Source organism: Bradyrhizobium sp. LMTR 3 (assembly GCF_001693485.1).
Taxonomy (GTDB): Bacteria; Pseudomonadota; Alphaproteobacteria; order Rhizobiales; family Xanthobacteraceae; genus Bradyrhizobium.
This window is the reverse complement of record NZ_MAXC01000003.1, coordinates 113,582-131,292: the sequence shown is the minus strand read 5'-3', so window position 1 is coordinate 131,292 and position 17,711 is coordinate 113,582. Positions and strand designations below refer to the sequence as shown.

Annotated in this window: 17 protein-coding genes; 14 read left to right on the top strand and 3 right to left on the bottom strand. The window is 64.5% G+C overall.

Translation table 11 applies throughout. The features are described from left to right. Nucleotides 1–221: 221 nt before the first annotated feature. From LMTR3_RS03785 to LMTR3_RS03770, 4 genes are all read left to right on the top strand, one after another. Entirely contained in the window at nt 222–1,937 is a 1,716-nt protein-coding gene (locus LMTR3_RS03785) for a type I secretion system permease/ATPase (protein WP_065743837.1), read from the top strand. Then, entirely contained in the window at nt 1,934–3,907 is a 1,974-nt protein-coding gene (locus LMTR3_RS03780) for an HlyD family type I secretion periplasmic adaptor subunit (RefSeq protein WP_065743756.1), read from the top strand. Before LMTR3_RS03785 ends, LMTR3_RS03780 begins: the two co-directional genes overlap by 4 nt. A 104-nt stretch (nt 3,908–4,011) precedes the next feature. Next, nucleotides 4,012–5,880, top strand: a complete 1,869-nt coding sequence (gene htpG / locus LMTR3_RS03775; RefSeq protein ID WP_065743755.1) for a molecular chaperone HtpG — start codon at nt 4,012–4,014, stop codon at nt 5,878–5,880. A gap of 85 nt (nt 5,881–5,965) precedes the next feature. Further along, entirely contained in the window at nt 5,966–7,120 is a 1,155-nt protein-coding gene (locus LMTR3_RS03770; protein ID WP_065743754.1) for a DUF3095 domain-containing protein, read from the top strand. 200 nt (nt 7,121–7,320) lie between these two features. On the opposite strand, the gene LMTR3_RS03765 is transcribed toward LMTR3_RS03770, so the two are convergent. The 3 genes from LMTR3_RS03765 to LMTR3_RS03755 all read right to left on the bottom strand — a co-directional run bounded on the left by LMTR3_RS03765 (nt 7,321) and on the right by LMTR3_RS03755 (nt 9,856). Continuing rightward, entirely contained in the window at nt 7,321–7,761 is a 441-nt protein-coding gene (locus LMTR3_RS03765) for a DUF2147 domain-containing protein (protein WP_065743753.1), read from the bottom strand. Nucleotides 7,762–7,843: 82 nt separating this feature from the next. Next, on the bottom strand, nt 7,844–9,229 hold the full coding sequence (locus tag LMTR3_RS03760) for an MATE family efflux transporter (protein ID WP_065743752.1): 1,386 nt from the start codon (nt 9,227–9,229) through the stop codon (nt 7,844–7,846). An 87-nt stretch (nt 9,230–9,316) separates the two neighbouring features. Then, entirely contained in the window at nt 9,317–9,856 is a 540-nt protein-coding gene (locus LMTR3_RS03755; RefSeq protein WP_065743751.1) for a GNAT family N-acetyltransferase, read from the bottom strand. Between the two features lie 176 nt (nt 9,857–10,032). Between LMTR3_RS03755 and LMTR3_RS03750 the strand changes: the two genes are divergently transcribed. The 10 genes from LMTR3_RS03750 (at nt 10,033) to LMTR3_RS03705 (ending at nt 17,497) form a co-directional block, all read left to right on the top strand. Beyond that, entirely contained in the window at nt 10,033–10,635 is a 603-nt protein-coding gene (locus LMTR3_RS03750) for a superoxide dismutase (protein WP_065743750.1), read from the top strand. A gap of 234 nt (nt 10,636–10,869) precedes the next feature. Next, entirely contained in the window at nt 10,870–11,244 is a 375-nt protein-coding gene (gene crcB / locus LMTR3_RS03745; protein WP_065743749.1) for a fluoride efflux transporter CrcB, read from the top strand. Nucleotides 11,245–11,390: 146 nt separating this feature from the next. After that, a complete protein-coding gene (locus LMTR3_RS03740; RefSeq protein ID WP_065743748.1) occupies nt 11,391–11,984 on the top strand; it encodes a permease in 594 nt (197 codons plus the stop codon). Between the two features lie 59 nt (nt 11,985–12,043). Continuing rightward, nucleotides 12,044–12,484, top strand: a complete 441-nt coding sequence (locus tag LMTR3_RS03735) for a hypothetical protein (RefSeq protein WP_065743836.1) — start codon at nt 12,044–12,046, stop codon at nt 12,482–12,484. 203 nt (nt 12,485–12,687) lie between these two features. Continuing rightward, nucleotides 12,688–12,873, top strand: coding sequence for a hypothetical protein (locus LMTR3_RS39040; RefSeq protein WP_065743747.1), 186 nt, complete (start codon nt 12,688–12,690; stop codon nt 12,871–12,873). A gap of 2 nt (nt 12,874–12,875) precedes the next feature. Then, nucleotides 12,876–13,631 (top strand): metal ABC transporter ATP-binding protein, encoded by a 756-nt coding sequence (locus LMTR3_RS03725; protein WP_065743746.1) that lies wholly within the window; start codon nt 12,876–12,878, stop codon nt 13,629–13,631. Next, nucleotides 13,631–14,500 (top strand): metal ABC transporter permease, encoded by an 870-nt coding sequence (locus LMTR3_RS03720; protein ID WP_065743835.1) that lies wholly within the window; start codon nt 13,631–13,633, stop codon nt 14,498–14,500. Before LMTR3_RS03725 ends, LMTR3_RS03720 begins: the two co-directional genes overlap by 1 nt. 2 nt (nt 14,501–14,502) lie before the next feature. Beyond that, the gene (locus LMTR3_RS03715; protein ID WP_065743745.1) at nt 14,503–15,372 is read left to right on the top strand and encodes a metal ABC transporter substrate-binding protein; all 870 of its coding nucleotides are present in this window, start codon (nt 14,503–14,505) and stop codon (nt 15,370–15,372) included. Between the two features lie 54 nt (nt 15,373–15,426). Further along, a complete protein-coding gene (locus LMTR3_RS03710) occupies nt 15,427–16,482 on the top strand; it encodes a CobW family GTP-binding protein (RefSeq protein ID WP_065743744.1) in 1,056 nt (351 codons plus the stop codon). 10 nt (nt 16,483–16,492) lie between these two features. After that, entirely contained in the window at nt 16,493–17,497 is a 1,005-nt protein-coding gene (locus LMTR3_RS03705; RefSeq protein WP_065743834.1) for a WD40 repeat domain-containing protein, read from the top strand. Nucleotides 17,498–17,711 lie beyond the last annotated feature (214 nt).

Genomic DNA, 17,711 nt, shown 5'->3' with positions numbered 1-17,711 from the left:
TTCGTCGCATTCTTGCCGAAAAATGGTCCGCATCGCGCGTCAAGGAGACCTGCAGGGAGACCCGATCGAGCGGGTCGTAGGGCAGTTCAATGAGTATCGCTCAGGGTCAGACGCAGGACCGAGCGCGGGCAGCGTCGGCGCCCCGCGCAATGTCGGGCCTGCGCTCGACGCTGGCCGCTGACGATCCGGTCACGAATGCGCTGCGCGCCAGTGCGCGCCGCATGATCGGCGTCGCTGTATTCAGCGGCGTCATCAACATCCTGATGCTGTCGGGCCCGCTCTATATGTTGCAGGTGTACGATCGGGTAATTCCGAGCCGTAACCTCGCGACCCTGTTCGGCCTGTCCCTGATGGTGCTGTTCGCCTATCTGGTGCAGGGATATTTCGACGCGATGCGGTCGCGGATGCTGTGCCGGGTCGCAACGCTGTTCGATGCCGGCCTGCAAGGCTCGATCCATTCGGCGCTCGCCACCTTGCCGCTGCGCGGCGTCAAGCCGGTCCTGATGCAGCAGCCGCTGCGCGATCTCGACCAGGTGCGCACCTTCATGTCGGGCATGGGGCCGACGGCATTCCTGGACATGCCGTGGATCCCGGTCTTTCTGATCGGGCTGTTTCTGTTTCACCCCGCGATCGGCTTCACGGCGCTGCTGGGTACTGCGGCGATCATTGCGATGACCTTGCTGACCGAGCGGATCTCGCGCAATTCGGCCAAGGCGGCGATGGACATGAACGCGCAGCGCCAGGTGCTGGCGGATGCGACGCAGCGCAACGCGGAAATCGTCCGCGCGCTCGGCATGACGGACCGGTTGACGGCGCGCTGGTCGCAGGCCAACGAGCGCTACCTGCAGGAAAACATCCGCGCCACCGACGTCTATGCCAATCTCGGCTCGGCCGCGAAGGTGCTGCGCTACATTCTGCAATCGGGAATGCTCGGTATCGGCGCCTATCTCGTCGTGGTCGACAAGGCGTCGGGCGGCGTCATGATCGCGTCGTCGATCCTGATGGGGCGCGCGCTCGCACCGGTTGAAATCGCGCTCGGCACCTGGAAGCAACTGGCCGCGGCCCGCCAGGGCCTCGCCCGTCTGCGCGACATCTGCAAGGCGACCGCGCCGCCTCCGGCGCCGCCGGTCATGCTGCCGCGTCCGTGCCGCGAATTGTCCGTACAAAATCTCGCGGTCGCGGCGCCCGGTTTCGACATGCCGATCGTGTCTGGCGTTACGTTTTCGCTCAAGGCCGGCGCGGGGCTGGCGCTGCTGGGCGCCAGCGCGTCGGGCAAGACTTCGCTTTCCAAGGCGCTGGTTGGAATCTGGCCGGCGCATCGCGGCGCGGTGCGGCTTGACGGCGCCTCCCTCGATCAATGGCGCAACGAGGATCTCGGCCGGCACGTCGGGTATCTGCCGCAGGACGTCGGCTTGTTTGACGGCACGGTAGCGGAGAACATCTGCCGTTTCGACGAACACGCAACTTCCGACGCCATTCTCAAGGCCGCCCAGATCGCCGGCGTCCATGACATCATCCTGCGCCTGCCGGAAGGTTATGCGACGCGAATAGGGGCGGGCGGCATCTCGCTGTCGGCTGGACAGAAGCAGCGCGTTGGCTTGGCGCGGGCGGTATTCGGCGATCCGTTTCTGATCGTTCTCGACGAGCCCAACGCCAATCTGGATGCCGACGGTGAGAACGCCTTGACCCGCGCCATCGCCATCATGCGCCAGAACAAATCCATCGTCGTCGTCATCTCGCACCGCCCGAGCGCGCTTTCCGCGCTTGATATGACGATGGTGCTCTACGAGGGCAAGGCGATCGCGTTCGGCCCGCGCGAAGAAGTCTTTGCGCGCGTCCGCAACGCCAACGGCAAGGGGGCGCCGGGATCGCCGCCAGGCCCGCCGCAGGCGAAGGCAGACCAGCGCCCATCACTTGCCGAGAGTGTTTCTTCATGAAGAATTTCGATCACGTACACACCGATGAAAGAGTGGCGCGACGCCGGGTCGGTGGAGCGGACGACGAGGTCGTGGCGCCTCAGGGCCAGGCGCTGATCCTCGAACTGCAGCGATTGCGGCAGGCGTTCGAGCTCGACAATCTGCCGGACCAGCGGCCACCGCTTCGTCGTCCGGCGAATGACGAGCCACGTCAGGGCGCGCGGCGTTCGCGTCCCGCCCGGCCGAAGCGGTCGAAGAAAAAGGGCAAGATGGGGCGGGTGCTGGATTGGCTCGGCCCCTTTGGATCCCGCTCCGACGTTTTCGATGCCGAACCTCCGGCGGCGCGTGGCGGGCGCGTGACGCGTGAGCCGCAATTCATGACCCCGCCACCGGCGGCCAGCGCGCGCGGCAATCCATGGCCGAACGAACGGCAGGCGCGCGGTCCAATCATCGCGCCGGACGATCCGTCGCTCATGAACATGCCGAGGTCGAGACCGGAGCTTTTGCAGATCGATGACCGGCGGGAGCCGCCTCGCATCGCGGCGCCCCAATTGGCGCCGCCGGCCCTTGCGGGCGCCGTGCCGCGCGAGCGTTCCGTGACGCGGGTCGTCCGCACTGGCCTGACCGCAGGGGTTGCCTTCCTTGCCAACCGCGATGGATCGGCTGACGCAGCGGCAGCGCCCGGCGAGAGCATCGTGCTGCGGGCGGGGCGCGCCTACGAGAACGAATTGCGCATGGGCTTGCGGGTGCTGCTCATCGTCGGCGGGCTGGCGGGCGGCTGGATGGCGTTCGTGCCGTTGTCGGGCGCGGTTGTGGTGCCGGGCAATCTGGTGGTGCAGTCCAACGTCAAGGCGATCCAGCATCCGACCGGCGGTGTGGTCGCGAAGATCGCCGTCAGCAACGGTATGCGGGTCAACGCCGGCGATCTCCTGCTGCGGCTAGATTCGACGCAGGCGCAGGCCAGCCTTCAGGTGGTGAGCAAGCAGCTCGATGAGGTGCGGGCGAAGATCTCGCGCCTGGTCGCCGAGCGCGACGGTCTGCCCAAGCCGGCCATACCGCCCGAACTGTCGACCCGGCTGGACGACGGTAACGTCAAGACAGTGCTGGCCTCCGAAGCCTCGCTGTTCAGGGCGCGGGTGACCGCGCGCGAGAGCCAGAGAGAGCTGCTGCAGAGCAAGGTGTCCCAGCTTGGCGAGGAGATCATCGGCCTCGAGGCGCAGGTCTCGTCCAAGGCCAAGCAACTGGAGCTGATCACCGGCGAGCTCACCGGCGTTCAGGACCTCTTCGACAAGCGTCTGGTGCCGATCGCGCGGCTCACGGCCTTGCAGCGCGAGAGTGCCAGAATCGAAGGCGAACGCGGCCAGTTGCTCTCCACGATCGCCGAGACCAAAACCAAGGTCGACGAGGCGAAGCTTCAGATGGTCAGGCTCGACCAAGATGTCCGCACCGAGGTCGTCAAGGAGCTCGGCGAGGCGCAGGGCAAGGAGGCTGAACTGAGTGAACGCAGCGTCGCCGCGCGCGACGTGCTCGAGCGTATCGAGATGCGCGCGCCGACCTCGGGCGTGATCCACCAGCTCAACGCGCACACCATCGGCGGCGTCATTCGCCCCGGCGACACCATCATGGAGGTGGTGCCGGATTCGGATGATCTGCAGATTGAGGCGCGGTTGCAGCCGAACGACATCGATCAGGTGCGCAAGGGTCAGCAGGCTTTCATCCGCTTCTCGGCCTTCAACCAGCGGGTTACGCCACAGTTGATTGGTCAGGTGTCGTTCGTCTCGCCCGATACCACCCGCGACCAGCAGACCGGCACATCCTATTTCACGGTCCGGATTATGCTGCCGGAAGAGGAGCGCCGACTGCTCGCCGGGCTGCAGCTCGTCTCCGGCATGCCGGCGGAAGTGTTCATGCAGACCGGCAGCCGGACCATGCTCAGCTACCTTTTCAAGCCGATTCTGGATCAGTTCCAGCGCGCTTTCGTCGAGCGGTAAGGGGGCAAACAGGCTTTTGGTGCGTCGTCGCAAATCTTGCCACCCCAGATGGCATCGTTATATCAGGGCTTCCCGTCCTGCCCTGTTTGCATTGCGAGCCCCGTATGACGACCACCACTGCCCCCGAATCCCAGCCGTTCCAGGCCGAGGTCGCCGAGCTTCTGAACCTGATGGTGCACTCGGTCTATTCGGAGACCGATATATTCCTGCGCGAGCTGATCTCGAATGCATCTGACGCCTGCGACAAGCTGCGCTATGAGGCGATCTCGGCGCCCGAGCTGATCGCCGACGGCGCGCCGCCCAGGATCCGTATCGCGCCGGACAAGCAGGCCAATACGCTGAGCGTCGTCGACAGCGGCATCGGCATGGACCGGCAGGAGCTGATCGACAATCTCGGCACCATCGCGCGCTCCGGCACAAAGTCGTTTCTCTCGCGCCTCACCGAGGCCAAGGACGGCGCCAACCTCATCGGCCAGTTCGGTGTCGGCTTCTATGCGGCGTTCATGGTCGCCGAGCGCATCGTCGTTACCAGCCGCCGTGCCGGTTCCGATCGGGTCTTTGTCTGGTCGTCCTCCGGCGGCAGTGGATTTGAGATCGCTCAAGCCAGCGACGAAGACGCCACGCGCGTCACGCGCGGCACCGAGATCGTCCTGCATCTGAAGAAGGAAGCAGCGAAATATCTCGAGACTTACGAGATCGAACGTGTCGTCCGCGCCTGGTCCGACAACATCCAGTTTCCGATCGAACTGGTGCCGGAGGAGGGTGAGCCGCGCCAGATCAACTCGGCCAGCGCGCTATGGCAGCGGCCGAAATCGGAGCTCAAGCCGGAGGACTACAAGCAGGCCTACCAGCAGGTCGCCGGCGCATTCGACGAACCGGCGATGACGCTGCATTATCGCGCCGAGGGCCGGCAGTCCTACGCGGTGCTGCTGTTTGCGCCGTCGACAAAACCGTTCGACCTGTTCGACCAAGCGCGCAAGGGCAAGGTCAAGCTTTATGTCCGCCGCGTCTTCATCGCCGACGACGCCGATCTCTTGCCGGCCTATCTGCGCTTCATCCGCGGCGTGATCGACAGCGAAGACCTGCCGCTCAACATCTCGCGCGAGATGCTGCAGAATAATCCGCAGCTCGCGCAGATCCGAAAGGCCGTTACCGGCCGCGTGATATCTGAGCTGGAAAGCCTCGGCGAAAAGGAGCCGGAAGCGTTCGCAAAAATCTGGGACGCGTTCGGCCCTGTGATCAAGGAAGGCATCTGGGAAGACTTTGAGCGCCGCGAGAAGCTGCTCGAATTGTCGCGATTCACCACGACAAAGGGCGAGGAGCGTTCGCTCAAGCAATATGTCGAGGACCTCAAGCCGAACCAGACCGACATCTATTATCTCACCGGCGAGAGCGTCGAACGGCTGAAGTCGAATCCGAAGCTCGAATCCGCAACCGCCCGCGGCATCGAGGTGCTGCTGCTGACCGATCCGGTCGACGCGTTCTGGACCTCCGCGTCGCTCGATTTCGGCGGCAAGCCGCTGAAATCCTTAAGCCAGGGCGATATCGATTTCGGACTGATCCCGCTGTTGGATGAAAAGGCCGAGGACAACAAAGACGAAGGCGGCGCCGATGAAGCCATGACGATCGCGCTGATCAAGGACGCACTCGGCGAGCGCGTCTCCGACGTGCGGGCCTCGCAGCGGCTGACCTCGAGCGCGTCGTGCCTCGTCGCCGGCGGCGGCGCACAGGACCGCATGCTCGAGCGGCTGCTCGCAATGCAGAACAAGGGGCCGACCACCAAGCCGATCCTCGAGATCAACATGCGCCATCCCCTGGTCGCGGCGATTGCCGGCGACAAGGACGCTGCCAGAGACCTGTCGTTCCTGCTGTTGGAGCAGGCGCAGATCCTCGACGGCGAACTGCCGGACGATCCGGCGGCGTTTGCCAACCGGCTCAACCAGTTGGTGCTGCGGGGGATCGCAAAGGGTTAGGACATTCGGTCGCCTGTTTGAACCGAATTCCAGAACTGGCCGTATCTGCCAGGAAAGGTGCTAACGCGGGGTAGCGCAGATCGCCATGACGACGTCTGACGGCACCGACATTTTCTATGGCGCGATCCCGGTCTTTCGCGGCTTCGGCAGCCTGATGGACCCGGCGCTGTATACGCCGTTGCCGGACGACTGGGCCGTCGGTGTCGCCGACATCGTCGAGTCGACCAGGGCGATCGCCAATCAGCGCTACAAGGCGGTCAACATGGCCGGCGCTGCCGTGATCGCGGCTGTGACCAATGCGCTTGATGGCCGCGAGTTTCCGTTCGTGTTCGGCGGCGATGGTGCGAGCTTTGCGGTGTCGCCGGCCGATCTTTCGCACGCGCGCGAGGCGCTGGCGGCGACCGCGGCCTGGGTCAGGGCCGATCTCGATCTGGTGATGCGGGTGGCGCTGGTGCCGGTGAGGGACATTCGGGCGCAGGGCCTCGATATCAAAGTCGCTCGCTTCGGGCCGTCGTCCAATCTGTCCTATGCGATGTTTTCCGGCGGCGGACTGGGATGGGCGGATGCCGCGATGAAGCGGGGCGAATTCGCGGTCCCGCCGGCGAAGCCGGGAACGCAGCCCGATCTGTCCGGGCTGTCGTGCCGGTTCGAGGAAATTCCTTCCTCCCGCGGGCTCATTCTGTCGGTGCTGGTGGTCCCGGCCAAGGGCGCCGATCCGTTAGCGTTCCGCAAGGTGATCGAGGACGTCATCAAACTGGTCGAGCAGAGCCCGGATGCGGGCCGGCCGGTGCCGCCGGATGGGCCACCGCTGCGCTGGCCGCCAGCCGGCGTCGAATATGAGGCGCGCGCCGCGCGCGGCGGGCCGCTGTTGAAGCGGCGCGCCGTCGTGCTCGCCGTCACGCTCTGGGCCTATGTTGTGATGCGGTTCGGCATCAAGGTCGGCAATTTCGTGCCGAAGAATTACGTGCAGCAGGTGGTGGAGAATTCCGACTTCCGCAAATATGACGATGGCTTGCGGATGATCCTCGATTGCACGGTCGAGCTTGAACGGGCGCTGACGGAGATTCTGGAAAAGGCGGCTTCCAGCAAGGTCGTGCGCTACGGCCTGCACCGGCAGGACGCCGCGATGATGACCTGCTTCGTGCCCTCGGTGATGCGCAGCGATCACGTCCACTTCATCGACGGCGCCCGCGGCGGCTACGCGTCGGCGGCGTCAGCACTGAAAGCGATGGCGGCGTAGAGGAATCGCGCGCGCCATCTGCGATCGAATATGCGGAAGCACCCCCACCCCAACCCTCCCCCGCAAGCGGGAGAGGGGGTCCTGGCAGTTGCTTGGAGAGAGTGTTCGACGCAGAGAGGGTGCATTCCCTCTCCCGCACTTGCGGGGGAGGGCTAGGGTGGGGGCTCGCACCGCATCGGCAGTGGGTCGATGAATCCGGCTTACCGCCCCACGCGCGTCCAGTTCTCGCCGCCGCAGAGCGCGCCGACGCAGCCTTCGACCTTTAGCGTGTCTGCGCCTGTTACCGAGACGCTGCTGGCGTAGGTGCCGCCGTCATCGGCATTGTAGATCTGGCCCGACCATTTGTTGGGGCCGCTGGGGCTCATGCCACTGAACAGGGGAAGGCCGATCATCGGCCGCCGCTTCAAGGCTGGGTTCGGATTTTTGTCATCGACCTGAGGCTTGCCCGTGGCCTGATCGACCGGCTCCTTCAGAGCGACGATCACGCCGCAGATTCCACCGCCGCATTTGCTGATTTTGACCCTGGCATCGCCCGCCTGGGTCAGCCAGACGCCGGTCGGCTCGGCGCCTTGCGCGAAGGCGGATGGCGCGGCCAGCAATGCCGCCGAGATCGCGATGATGAAAGCCGTTCTGCAAACCATGAATCATTCCTTACGAAAAAGCAGGCCTGCATAGCAACAAATCAGATTTGTGCAACGTCGGATTGAGCGCAACTTGCCGTTATCATTTGCCCCAGCGGGTCAGACGGATCGACAGCGCCGTGCCGAGGCCGTAAACGACCATCGCCGTGCCCGCCAGTGCGAACAAGGTCCATGCCGGCGCCCCCACTGAGGCCAGCCACCAGCCGCCGCCGCCGACCATCAGCAACCTTGCGGTGCCGGCCATCACGGGACCGCCGACCTTCGCAGCACCCTGCGAAGAGAAATAGAGGCAGATGCCCATCCCTAAAAAGGCGAACGCCGGTCCTGTCCAGACGAGATAGGAAGAAGCCGCGGCGGTGACGCCGGGATCGTTGGTGAACATCGAAACCCAGAGTGCCGGCATGACTGCAACGATGAGTCCGATGGCGCCGACGGTGATGCCGGCCGCAGCGCCTGCGGTCCACCCCGCCTGCCGCGCGCGTGTCACGAGGCCCGCGCCAATGGCCATGCCGACCATCGGCACCGAGGCGACGCCGAATGCAAAGGCGATCGGCGTCAACAGGAATTCCAACCGCGAGCCCATGCCATAGCCGGCCAGCGTCTCGGTGCCATAGCCGGCCAGGATTTTGGTGAAGATCAACACCGTCAGCACGGTTTGCAGCGGCGAAAGGCAGGACACCGCGCCGACCCTGAGAATGTCGAAGAACATGTCGCGCTGGAATTTGAAGCCGTTGAAGTTCAGCGTCAGCCGGCTGCGGCCGCTGACGAGGTGCCAGACGAGAAAGATAGCCCCCAGCGTAAAGGCGGCGAGTTGGCCTGCGGCAACGCCACGCATGCCGAGCCCGGGCAGTCCGAACAGCCCAAGGCCCAGCGCGCCGCCAACGACGATCTGCACCAGCGCGATGCCGGTCAGCGCTATCGATGGAATCCGCATGTCGCCGGTGCCGCGCACCACGGAGGCCAGCGTGTTGACCAGCCAAATCGCGATCGCGCCGGAGAACAGCACGTTCGAATATTGCATGGCCTGTTCGAGCACGCCGCCGCGCCCGCCGAGCAGGCCATAGAAGTCGCGCCCGAATGCCAGCATCGTTACCGTGAAGAACAGCCCGGCAGAGGCGCCGATCATCGCCGCATGCAGGGCCAATGTCGCCGCGCGGTCGCGGTCGCCGGCGCCGAGCGCGCGGCTGATGGCGGAGGAAACGCCGCCGCCCATCGCGCCCGCCGACATCATCTGCGTCAGCATGACGAAGGGAAACACCAGCGCGATCCCGGCGAGCGGCTCAGTGCCGAGCCGGCCGATATAGGAGGTCTCGGCGACCGCAACCAGCGTAGTGCCGACCATGGCGATCGCATTGGGAAGCGCAAGTGTCAGCAGCGTCAGCAGGATCGGCGAAGTGAGCAGGCCGTTGACCGGCGCGAGCGGAACGGCGGCGGTGGGACGCATGTCGAGCGGGGCGTCAAGGGTCATGCGTTACCGGCGATCCAAATCGAATAGATTATGGATGACATGTTATCCGGCTGGCCGCGTGCAAGCCACCCGCACCCCGCGCAGGGGTCACCACGGCAGGCCGCATAGGTCGATTATTCCATCGCGCGGCTTGCGGGTGAAATCGAACACGTATGGCGCCATCGCCTCAAAGCGAATCCTTCCCTCCGGCTGCTCGGCATAGACCTCGCCGGTGAACGCATGCCAGCCGCGCGCCTGATAGAACGCTTCATTGTGTGGCTCGCAGAACAACATCGCAAACCGCACCGCTTCGTGATCGCGCAGGGTCCTGATCGCGGCGTTGAGCGCCAGCGTGGCATAGCCGCGTCCCCGGCAATCGTCCCGCGTCGAGACGCCGCCGATGCCGCCGATCTGGACCTTGCGACCGTCCCAGGTCGCGGTGCGGAAATAGATGCCGACATGGCAGGCCAGGCCCGGCCTCTCCGCGTCCTCGGGTGCCTCAATCAGCACGCGCAGATCGGCATGGGCCCATTTGACGTGACCCCAGGACAGTTTTTCGACGACATGGCGCGGCCACACCGCCTGCATCAGCGGTTCGGCGCGCGGCCATGAGGAGTCCCCGTTCAGGACGTCGATCTCGATGCTCATTTCATCACCTGACTGCGCCAATGCTTGCGGCTGCCATGCCCGTCATACGCTGGACGCGGGACGCGGCGTTACCGGAAGTCTTCCCGTTCTTGCCAAATTGCGGTGTTTATGCGCAATGGAACCTTCTATAAGGGTTCCCGTTAGACCACGTCTCCCATCAGTTTGGACATCACCCCATGACCTTCACGCTGCCCAATCTCCCCTATTCCCACGACGCCCTTGCGCCCCACATGTCCAAGGAAACGCTGGAGTACCACCACGACAAGCATCACCAGGCTTACGTGACCAACGGAAACAACGCGATCAAGGGGACTGAATTCGAAGGCAAGTCCCTGGAGGAGATCGTCAAGGGTTCGTTCGGCAAGAATCCGGCCGTGTTCAACAATGCCGGCCAGCATTACAACCATCTGCATTTCTGGAACTGGATGAAGCCGAATGGCGGCGGCAGCAAGCTGCCCGGCCGCCTGGAAAAGAAGATCACCGAAGACCTCGGCGGGCTCGAGAAGTTCAAGGCCGATTTCGCCGCCGCCGGCGTTGGCCAGTTCGGCTCCGGCTGGTGCTGGCTGTCCGTGAAGAACGGCAAGCTCGAAATCTCCAAGACCGCGAATGGCGAGAGCCCGCTGGTCTACGGCGCGACGCCGATTCTCGGCTGCGACGTCTGGGAGCACTCCTACTACATCGACTATCGCAACCGCCGTCCCGACTATCTCAAGGCGTTCTGCGATAACCTGATCAACTGGGATTACGTCGACGAGCTGTTCGGCAAGGCCGGAGCGTAAACACGGTCATTCCGGGATGGTCCGAAGGACCAGACCTCAGGTGCGCAATTGCGCAACCGGGGAATCTCGAGATTCCGGGTTCGATGCTTGGCATCGCCCCGGAATGACATCCGAGAGGCGGCAGCATCCCCACTGCCGCCTTTCATTTGGCCGCTCCAATCCTTGCCGCCATCGTTTGCTTGCGGCGCAAGCGGCGTGCCGGAGCGACTTCGCTGACGTAGGAAAATTGCTGCGATGAGCTATCTGCTGGTCTTTCTCGGTGGCGGCCTTGGCGCGACGCTGCGCCATCTCATCAATCTCACCTGCGCCCGCTGCCTCGGCACCGGGTTTCCTTGGGGCACCTTCATCATCAACATATCAGGCTCGACCGTGATGGGGCTGATCGCGGGTTATCTCGCCTTCAAGGGCGAGGCGTCGCAGCCCTGGCGGCTGTTTTTGATGACCGGCGTCCTCGGCGGCTACACCACGTTCTCGGCCTATTCGCTCGATGCGGCGCTGCTCTACGAGCGCGGCGAGCTTGGGCTCGCGGCGCTTTACGTGATTGGCTCCGTCATGCTTTCGATTGCCGGGCTGTTCGGCGGTCTCGCACTGGTGCGGCAGTTCACCTGAACCAACCGCCGTACGAACGGGCCGCGTGATGTCCTCGCATGGGCGTCCCTGAGAAGCGCATGGGTATCGCGCGAGCTTCCGTTTGCTTCGCCACACGCGCGGGACTAAGCAGGATGGACTAGCTTCACCCGCCAAACTCCACAGCCTTGTCAGAACCTCCGCTAACAGACCCGGCGCCAGCCGACGACGGCGAGCCAAAACCCCGGCGTGCCCGCAAGCCGGTCGGCTGGTCGATGATCGTGATCGGTGCGCTCGTCGCGATTTGCGTTGCGCTGGTGTGGCGGCGCGACGGCATCGACGGCGTGCTCAATATTCTCACCCATGACCTCTGGCTGTTCGGCGAAATCATTCCGCGCGTGCTGGCCGGCTGCCTGCTCGGCGGATTCATCGCGGAAATTCTGCCGCACGACAAAGTCTCGCGATCGCTCGGGCCGGAATCGGGCCTGAAAGGACTTTTGATCGGAACGGCATTCGGCGCGATCCTGCCGGGCGGCCCGTTCACCGCCTATCCGGTGGCAGCGGCATTGCTCACGGTCGGCGCCGATTTCGGCGCCACCATCGCGATGGTCGTGAGCTGGACGCTGATCGGCTACGGCCGCGCGGTCGCCTGGGAGCTGCCTATTCTCGGCACCGATTTCACGCTGTGGCGCATCGTGATCTCGCTGCCGATCCCGGTGCTGGCAGGCTGGCTCGGCCGCTTCGTCTTCGTGCGGATGTATCCGAAGGGCGAGCCGTCGTGACGGCGTCGGCGCTGATCATCGACATCACGCTGTGGGGGTCGGTCGCCATTCTCGGCTTCATGGCCTGGCGGCGCGGCCGCGTCGTGCTGGTGTCGTCGGTGCGCGAAGGCTCGATGGACTTCATCAACATCGTGCCGCGCATTGCGCTCGGCGTGATCGGCTCGGGCTACATCGCCGCGGTCATCCCGCCGGAAGTCATCACCGGCTGGCTCGGACCGGACAGCGGCTGGCTCGGCGTGCTGACCGCGGTGATCGCGGGCGCGGCGACGCCCGGAGGCCCGGTGGTCGGTTTTTCGATCGGCGCGGTGGCGCTGAAAGTCGGCGGCGGCCCGCCGCAGGTGATCGCCTATGTCGTCGCCTGGGCGCTGTTCGCCTTTCAGCGCATGATCCTCTGGGAAATTCCCTTCATGCCGGCCCGCTTCGTCTGGTTTCGCGCCGCGGTGTCAGTGCCGTTTCCGTTTCTGGCGGCCGCGATCGCGATGGTGATTGGGAAGCCGTGAGGGGGCTTGCGAGGAGGGCCACAAGGCCATTCGATTTTAACGCGACCGCGAACGGCTGGCCCGGGCGCAATGTGTCACGAGAATGCTGCCTCATACACCCGCTTTCGCCTGTGCGGGGGCACGACGGGCCAAGGCCGTCTAGATACAATTTATAGGCCACGCCCCTCGTGGACTCCCGTAATGTTATATTATAACGTCGACCCATGCCTCACGCTCACTCCCACGACCACGCGCATCACGCTCACGCCCACAGCCACGGCCCGGCGACGCCGCATCCGGCGCAGGCCGCGCCCTGGTCGATTCTGCGGATGACCGTGTCAGCCCGCCTTGCCGCAGCGCTCGCCGTCAGCGTCGCTCTGTGGGCCGTTGTCCTAGTCGCGATGAGGTGAGCATGGCCGCGCAGATCAAATTCCGAAACGTCACGCTCGGCTACGACCGGCATCCGGCGGTGCATCACCTCAACGGCGAGGTCGCGCCGGGCGCGCTGATGGCGGTGATCGGGCCGAACGGCGCCGGCAAGTCGACGCTGTTTCGGGGGGTGGCCGGCATCCTCAAGCCGCTGTCCGGCGCAATCGGTCTCGGCGGTCTCGATAGCAGGGACATCGCCTATCTGCCGCAGAGCGTCGACATCGACCGCAGCTTCCCGATCTCGGTGTTCGATTTCGTCGGCAGCGGCCTGTGGCGTTCGACGGGTCCGTTCGGCGGCATCGGCAAGGCCGCGCGCGAGAAGATCCTGGCGGCGCTCGCCGCGGTCGGGCTCAACGGTTTCGAAAACCGCGCGATCGGCACGCTGTCCGGCGGGCAGATGCAGCGCATGCTGTTTGCGCGGGTGCTGCTGCAGGATTCGCGCCTCATCGTTTTGGATGAGCCGTTCAACGCCATCGACGCCAAAACCTCGGCGGACCTGATCGCGCTGGTCAGGCGCTGGCATGGCGAGGGGCGTACCGTGCTGGCGGCGCTGCACGATCTGGAGATGGTGCGAAGCCACTTCCCCGAAACCCTGCTGCTGGCGCGCGGGCCGGTTGCGTGGGGGCCGACCGCCGAAGTGCTGACACCGGAAAATCTGCTCGTGGCGATGAAGATGTGCGAAGCCTTCGACGACAGCGCCGCAGCTTGCGCCGCCGACATGCCATCACGGGCGGCCTGATGCTGTACGACGCACTGTTCGCGCCCTTCATCGAATTCGAGTTCATGCGCCGCGCGCTCGCCGCCGTGATCGCGCTTGCGCTGGGCGCCGCGCCGATCGGCGTGTTCCTGATGCTGCGGCGGATGAGCCTGGTCGGTGACGCCATGGCGCATGCGATCCTGCCGGGCGCTGCGATCGGTTTTCTGGTCTCGGGGTTGAATCTATTCGCGATGACGACAGGCGGATTGATCGCGGGCTTTACCGTCGCGCTGCTCGCCGGCCTCGTCGCGCGCAACACCGAGCTGAAGGAAGACGCTTCGCTCGCGACCTTCTACCTGGTGTCGCTGGCGCTCGGCGTTACCATCGTTTCCATCAAGGGCACCAATATCGACTTGCTGCACGTGCTGTTCGGCAACATCCTCGCGATGGACGACCAGACGCTGCTGGTGATCGCCTTCAACGCCACGATTACACTCGTGGTGATGGCGGTGATCTACCGTCCCCTCGTGATCGAATGCGTCGATCCGGTGTTCCTGCGCACCGTCTCTCGCGCCGGCGCGCCCGCACATCTGGCGTTCCTGGCGCTGGTCGTCATCAACCTGGTCAACGGCTTTCATGCGCTCGGCACGCTTCTCGGCGTCGGCCTGATGATCCTGCCCGCCGGCATCGCCCGGTTCTGGTCGCGCGACATCACCGGCATGATCTGCATCGCGGTGGCGAGCGCGATTGTCTCGGGCTATGCCGGACTGGTGCTGTCGTTCCAGACCAAAATTCCCTCAGGCCCCGCGGTCATCCTGATCGCGGCGGTGCTGTATGTCGCATCGCTGTTGTTCGGCCCCGTCAGCGGTCTGGTCCGGCAGATGTTTCCCGGCCGTCATCTCGAGGCGTAGTCATGATCCGGTACTGGCTTATCGCTCTCGCCATGCTCGCGGTCGTCGGCCCGGCCCGCGCCGCGGATCGCCTCAACGTCGTTGCGAGCTTCTCGATCATCGGCGATTTCGTCCGCCAGGTCGGCGGCGATCGCGTCGTGGTCACGACGCTGGTCGGGCCCGACGGCGACGCGCATGTTTATGTGCCGGCGCCCTCGGACGCCAAACGGGTTGCGGGTGCAAAGCTTGTGTTCGTCAATGGTCTTGGGTTCGAGGGCTGGTTGTCGCGGCTCGTCAAATCCGCCGGCGGAAAGGCGGCCGTCGTAACCGCGACGACCGGCATTACGCCGCTCAAGCTCGGCTCGGTAGCCGATCCTCATGCCTGGCAATCGGTCGCCAACGCCAAGATCTACGTGGCCAATATCCGCGACGCGCTGGCGACCGCCGATTCCGGCGGTGCCGAAACCTTCAAGTCGAACGCCAGCGCCTATCTGGCGCAACTCGACGCATTGGACCGCGAGGTGCGCGAGACGGTCGCCAAAATTCCGGAAGGGCGCCGCAAGGTGATCTCGACCCACGGCGCGTTCGGTTATTTCGCCGCTGCCTATGGCATCGAATTCATTGCGCCGGTCGGCGTATCGACCGAGTCCGAGGCCAGCGCCCGCGATGTCGCAAAGATCATCAGCCAGATCAGGGCGGCCAAAATACCGGCAGTTTTTCTCGAAAATATCAGTGATCCCCGCCTGATGGGCCGGATATCGGCCGAGACCGGCGCCAGGGTCGGCGGAACGCTCTATTCCGACAGCTTGACCGGCGAAAAGGGCGATTCTCCCACTTACATTGCGATGGTCAGGCACAATATAAAGGCCCTGACCAGCGCGCTGAGCCCATAGGGCAGGGGCCTCCCTGCTGCCGGTGCGCAAAGCCATTTCCGCTCCGGAGCCAATATGTCTGAACTTTCGTCCCAAAAAATTCCAGTGACCGTGCTGACGGGCTATCTCGGCGCCGGCAAGACCACGCTGCTCAACCGCATCCTGTCGGAAAACCACGGCAAGAAGTACGCCGTCATCGTCAACGAATTCGGCGAGATCGGCATCGACAACGACCTCATCATCGGCGCCGATGAGGAAGTATTCGAGATGAACAATGGCTGCATCTGCTGCACCGTGCGCGGCGACCTCGTCCGCATCATGGACGGCCTGATGAAGCGCAAGGGCAAGTTCGACGCCATCATCGTCGAGACCACGGGGCTGGCCGATCCGGCGCCGGTGGCGCAGACCTTCTTCGTCGACGAGGACGTGCAGAAGAACGCCCGGCTCGACGCGGTCGTCACCGTGGCGGACGCCAGATGGCTGAGCGATCGTCTCAAGGATGCGCCGGAAGCCAAGAACCAGATCGCGTTTGCCGACGTCATCGTGCTGAACAAGACCGACCTCGTCTCCAAGCCGGAATTGGCCGAAGTCGAGGCCCGAATTCGTGGCATCAATCCATATGCAAAGCTGCACCGCGCCGAGCGGTGCAAGGTCGCGCTATCGGACGTGCTGGAACGCGGCGCGTTCGATCTCGATCGCATTCTGGAGATCGAGCCGGAATTCCTCGACGCCGGCGACGATCATCACCATCACGATCATGAGCACCATCATGGCCATGACCATCATAACGATCACAGCCACAGCCATGGCGGATTGAAGCACTACCACGACGAGGACATGCAATCGCTGTCGCTGCGGTCGGACAAGCCGCTCGACCCGACCAAATTCATGCCGTGGCTGCAAAACCTCGTCGCCACCGAGGGCCAGAAGATACTGCGCTCGAAGGGCGTCCTCTCCTTCACCGACGACGACGACCGTTATGTGTTCCAGGGGGTTCACATGATGCTGGAAGGCGATCATCAGCGGCAATGGAAGGAAGGCGAGCCGCGCGAAAGCCGCGTCGTCTTCATCGGCCGCGAGTTGCCGGAAAAGACGATCCGCGAAGGTTTCGAAAGCTGTATTGCTGCGTGAGACGGAAATCATGTCTTCCGAACAGCTCACCATTGCATCCCTGACCGACCGCGTGAAATCCGTCGCGGTCGGTGCACCCGTCTCCGCCGTGCATTTCCTCGGCGAGCGCGCTGCCTTCGTGTGTGCCGAGGAAAAAGTCGCAATCGCCGATTCCACCGGCGAAATCTCCCATGTGGTCGTGCACGGCGGCGCCATCCTCTGCACCGCGTCCGATGGCAAGCGCGTCGTCACCGGCGGCGACGACGGCAAGCTCGTTGCATTGGATGCAAAGGGTGAGACGTCGGTGCTTGCGACCGACGCGAAACGGCGCTGGATCGACAATCTCGCGCTGCATCCCGATGGCGCGTTTGCCTGGTCGGCTGGCAAGACGGCGTTCGTCCGCGGCGGCAAGGGCGAGGAGAAGACTTTCGACGCGCCGTCGACGGTCGGCGGCCTCGCCTTCGCGCCTAAAGGCCTGCGCGTGGCGGTCGCCCACTACAATGGCGTGACGCTGTGGTTTCCCAACATGGCGGCGAAGCCGGAATTTTTGGAATGGGCCGGCTCGCACCTGGCCGTCACCTTCAGTCCCGACAACAAATTCCTGGTCACCGCGATGCACGAGCCGGCGCTGCATGGCTGGCGGCTCGCCGATATCAGGCACATGCGGATGAGCGGCTACCCCGGTCGCGTCCGCTCGATGTCGTGGAGCGCGGGCGGCAAGGGGCTCGCCACGTCGGGTGCGGACAGCGTGATCATCTGGCCGTTCGCCAGCAAGGACGGTCCGATGGGCAAGGAGCCTGCGATGCTGGCGCCGCTGCAGGCGCGCGTTTCCATGGTCGCCTGTCATCCGAAGCAGGACATCATGGCCGCAGGCTATAGTGATGGCACCGTGCTGATCGTGCGGCTCGAGGACGGCGCGGAAATTCTGGTGCGCCGCAACGGCAGCGAGCCGGTCTCGGCGCTGGCCTGGAACGCGAAGGGCACGCTGCTGGCCTTCGGCACCGAGGACGGCGACGCCGGGATGCTGGAATTCTAGAGCATGATGATTTTTGGCTAGATCGATTTGGCCGCAGACGCGCTTCACCTCTCCCGCTAGCGGGGGAGGTCGGCGCGAAGCGCCGGGTGGGGGCTCTCTCCACTCGGGCAGTATCGCCCGCGGAGACACCCCCACCCCAGCCCTCCCCCGCAAAGCGGGAGAGGGAGCGCACCTTCTTCGTGGTCGCAACTAAACCTAATTTCATCATGCTTTA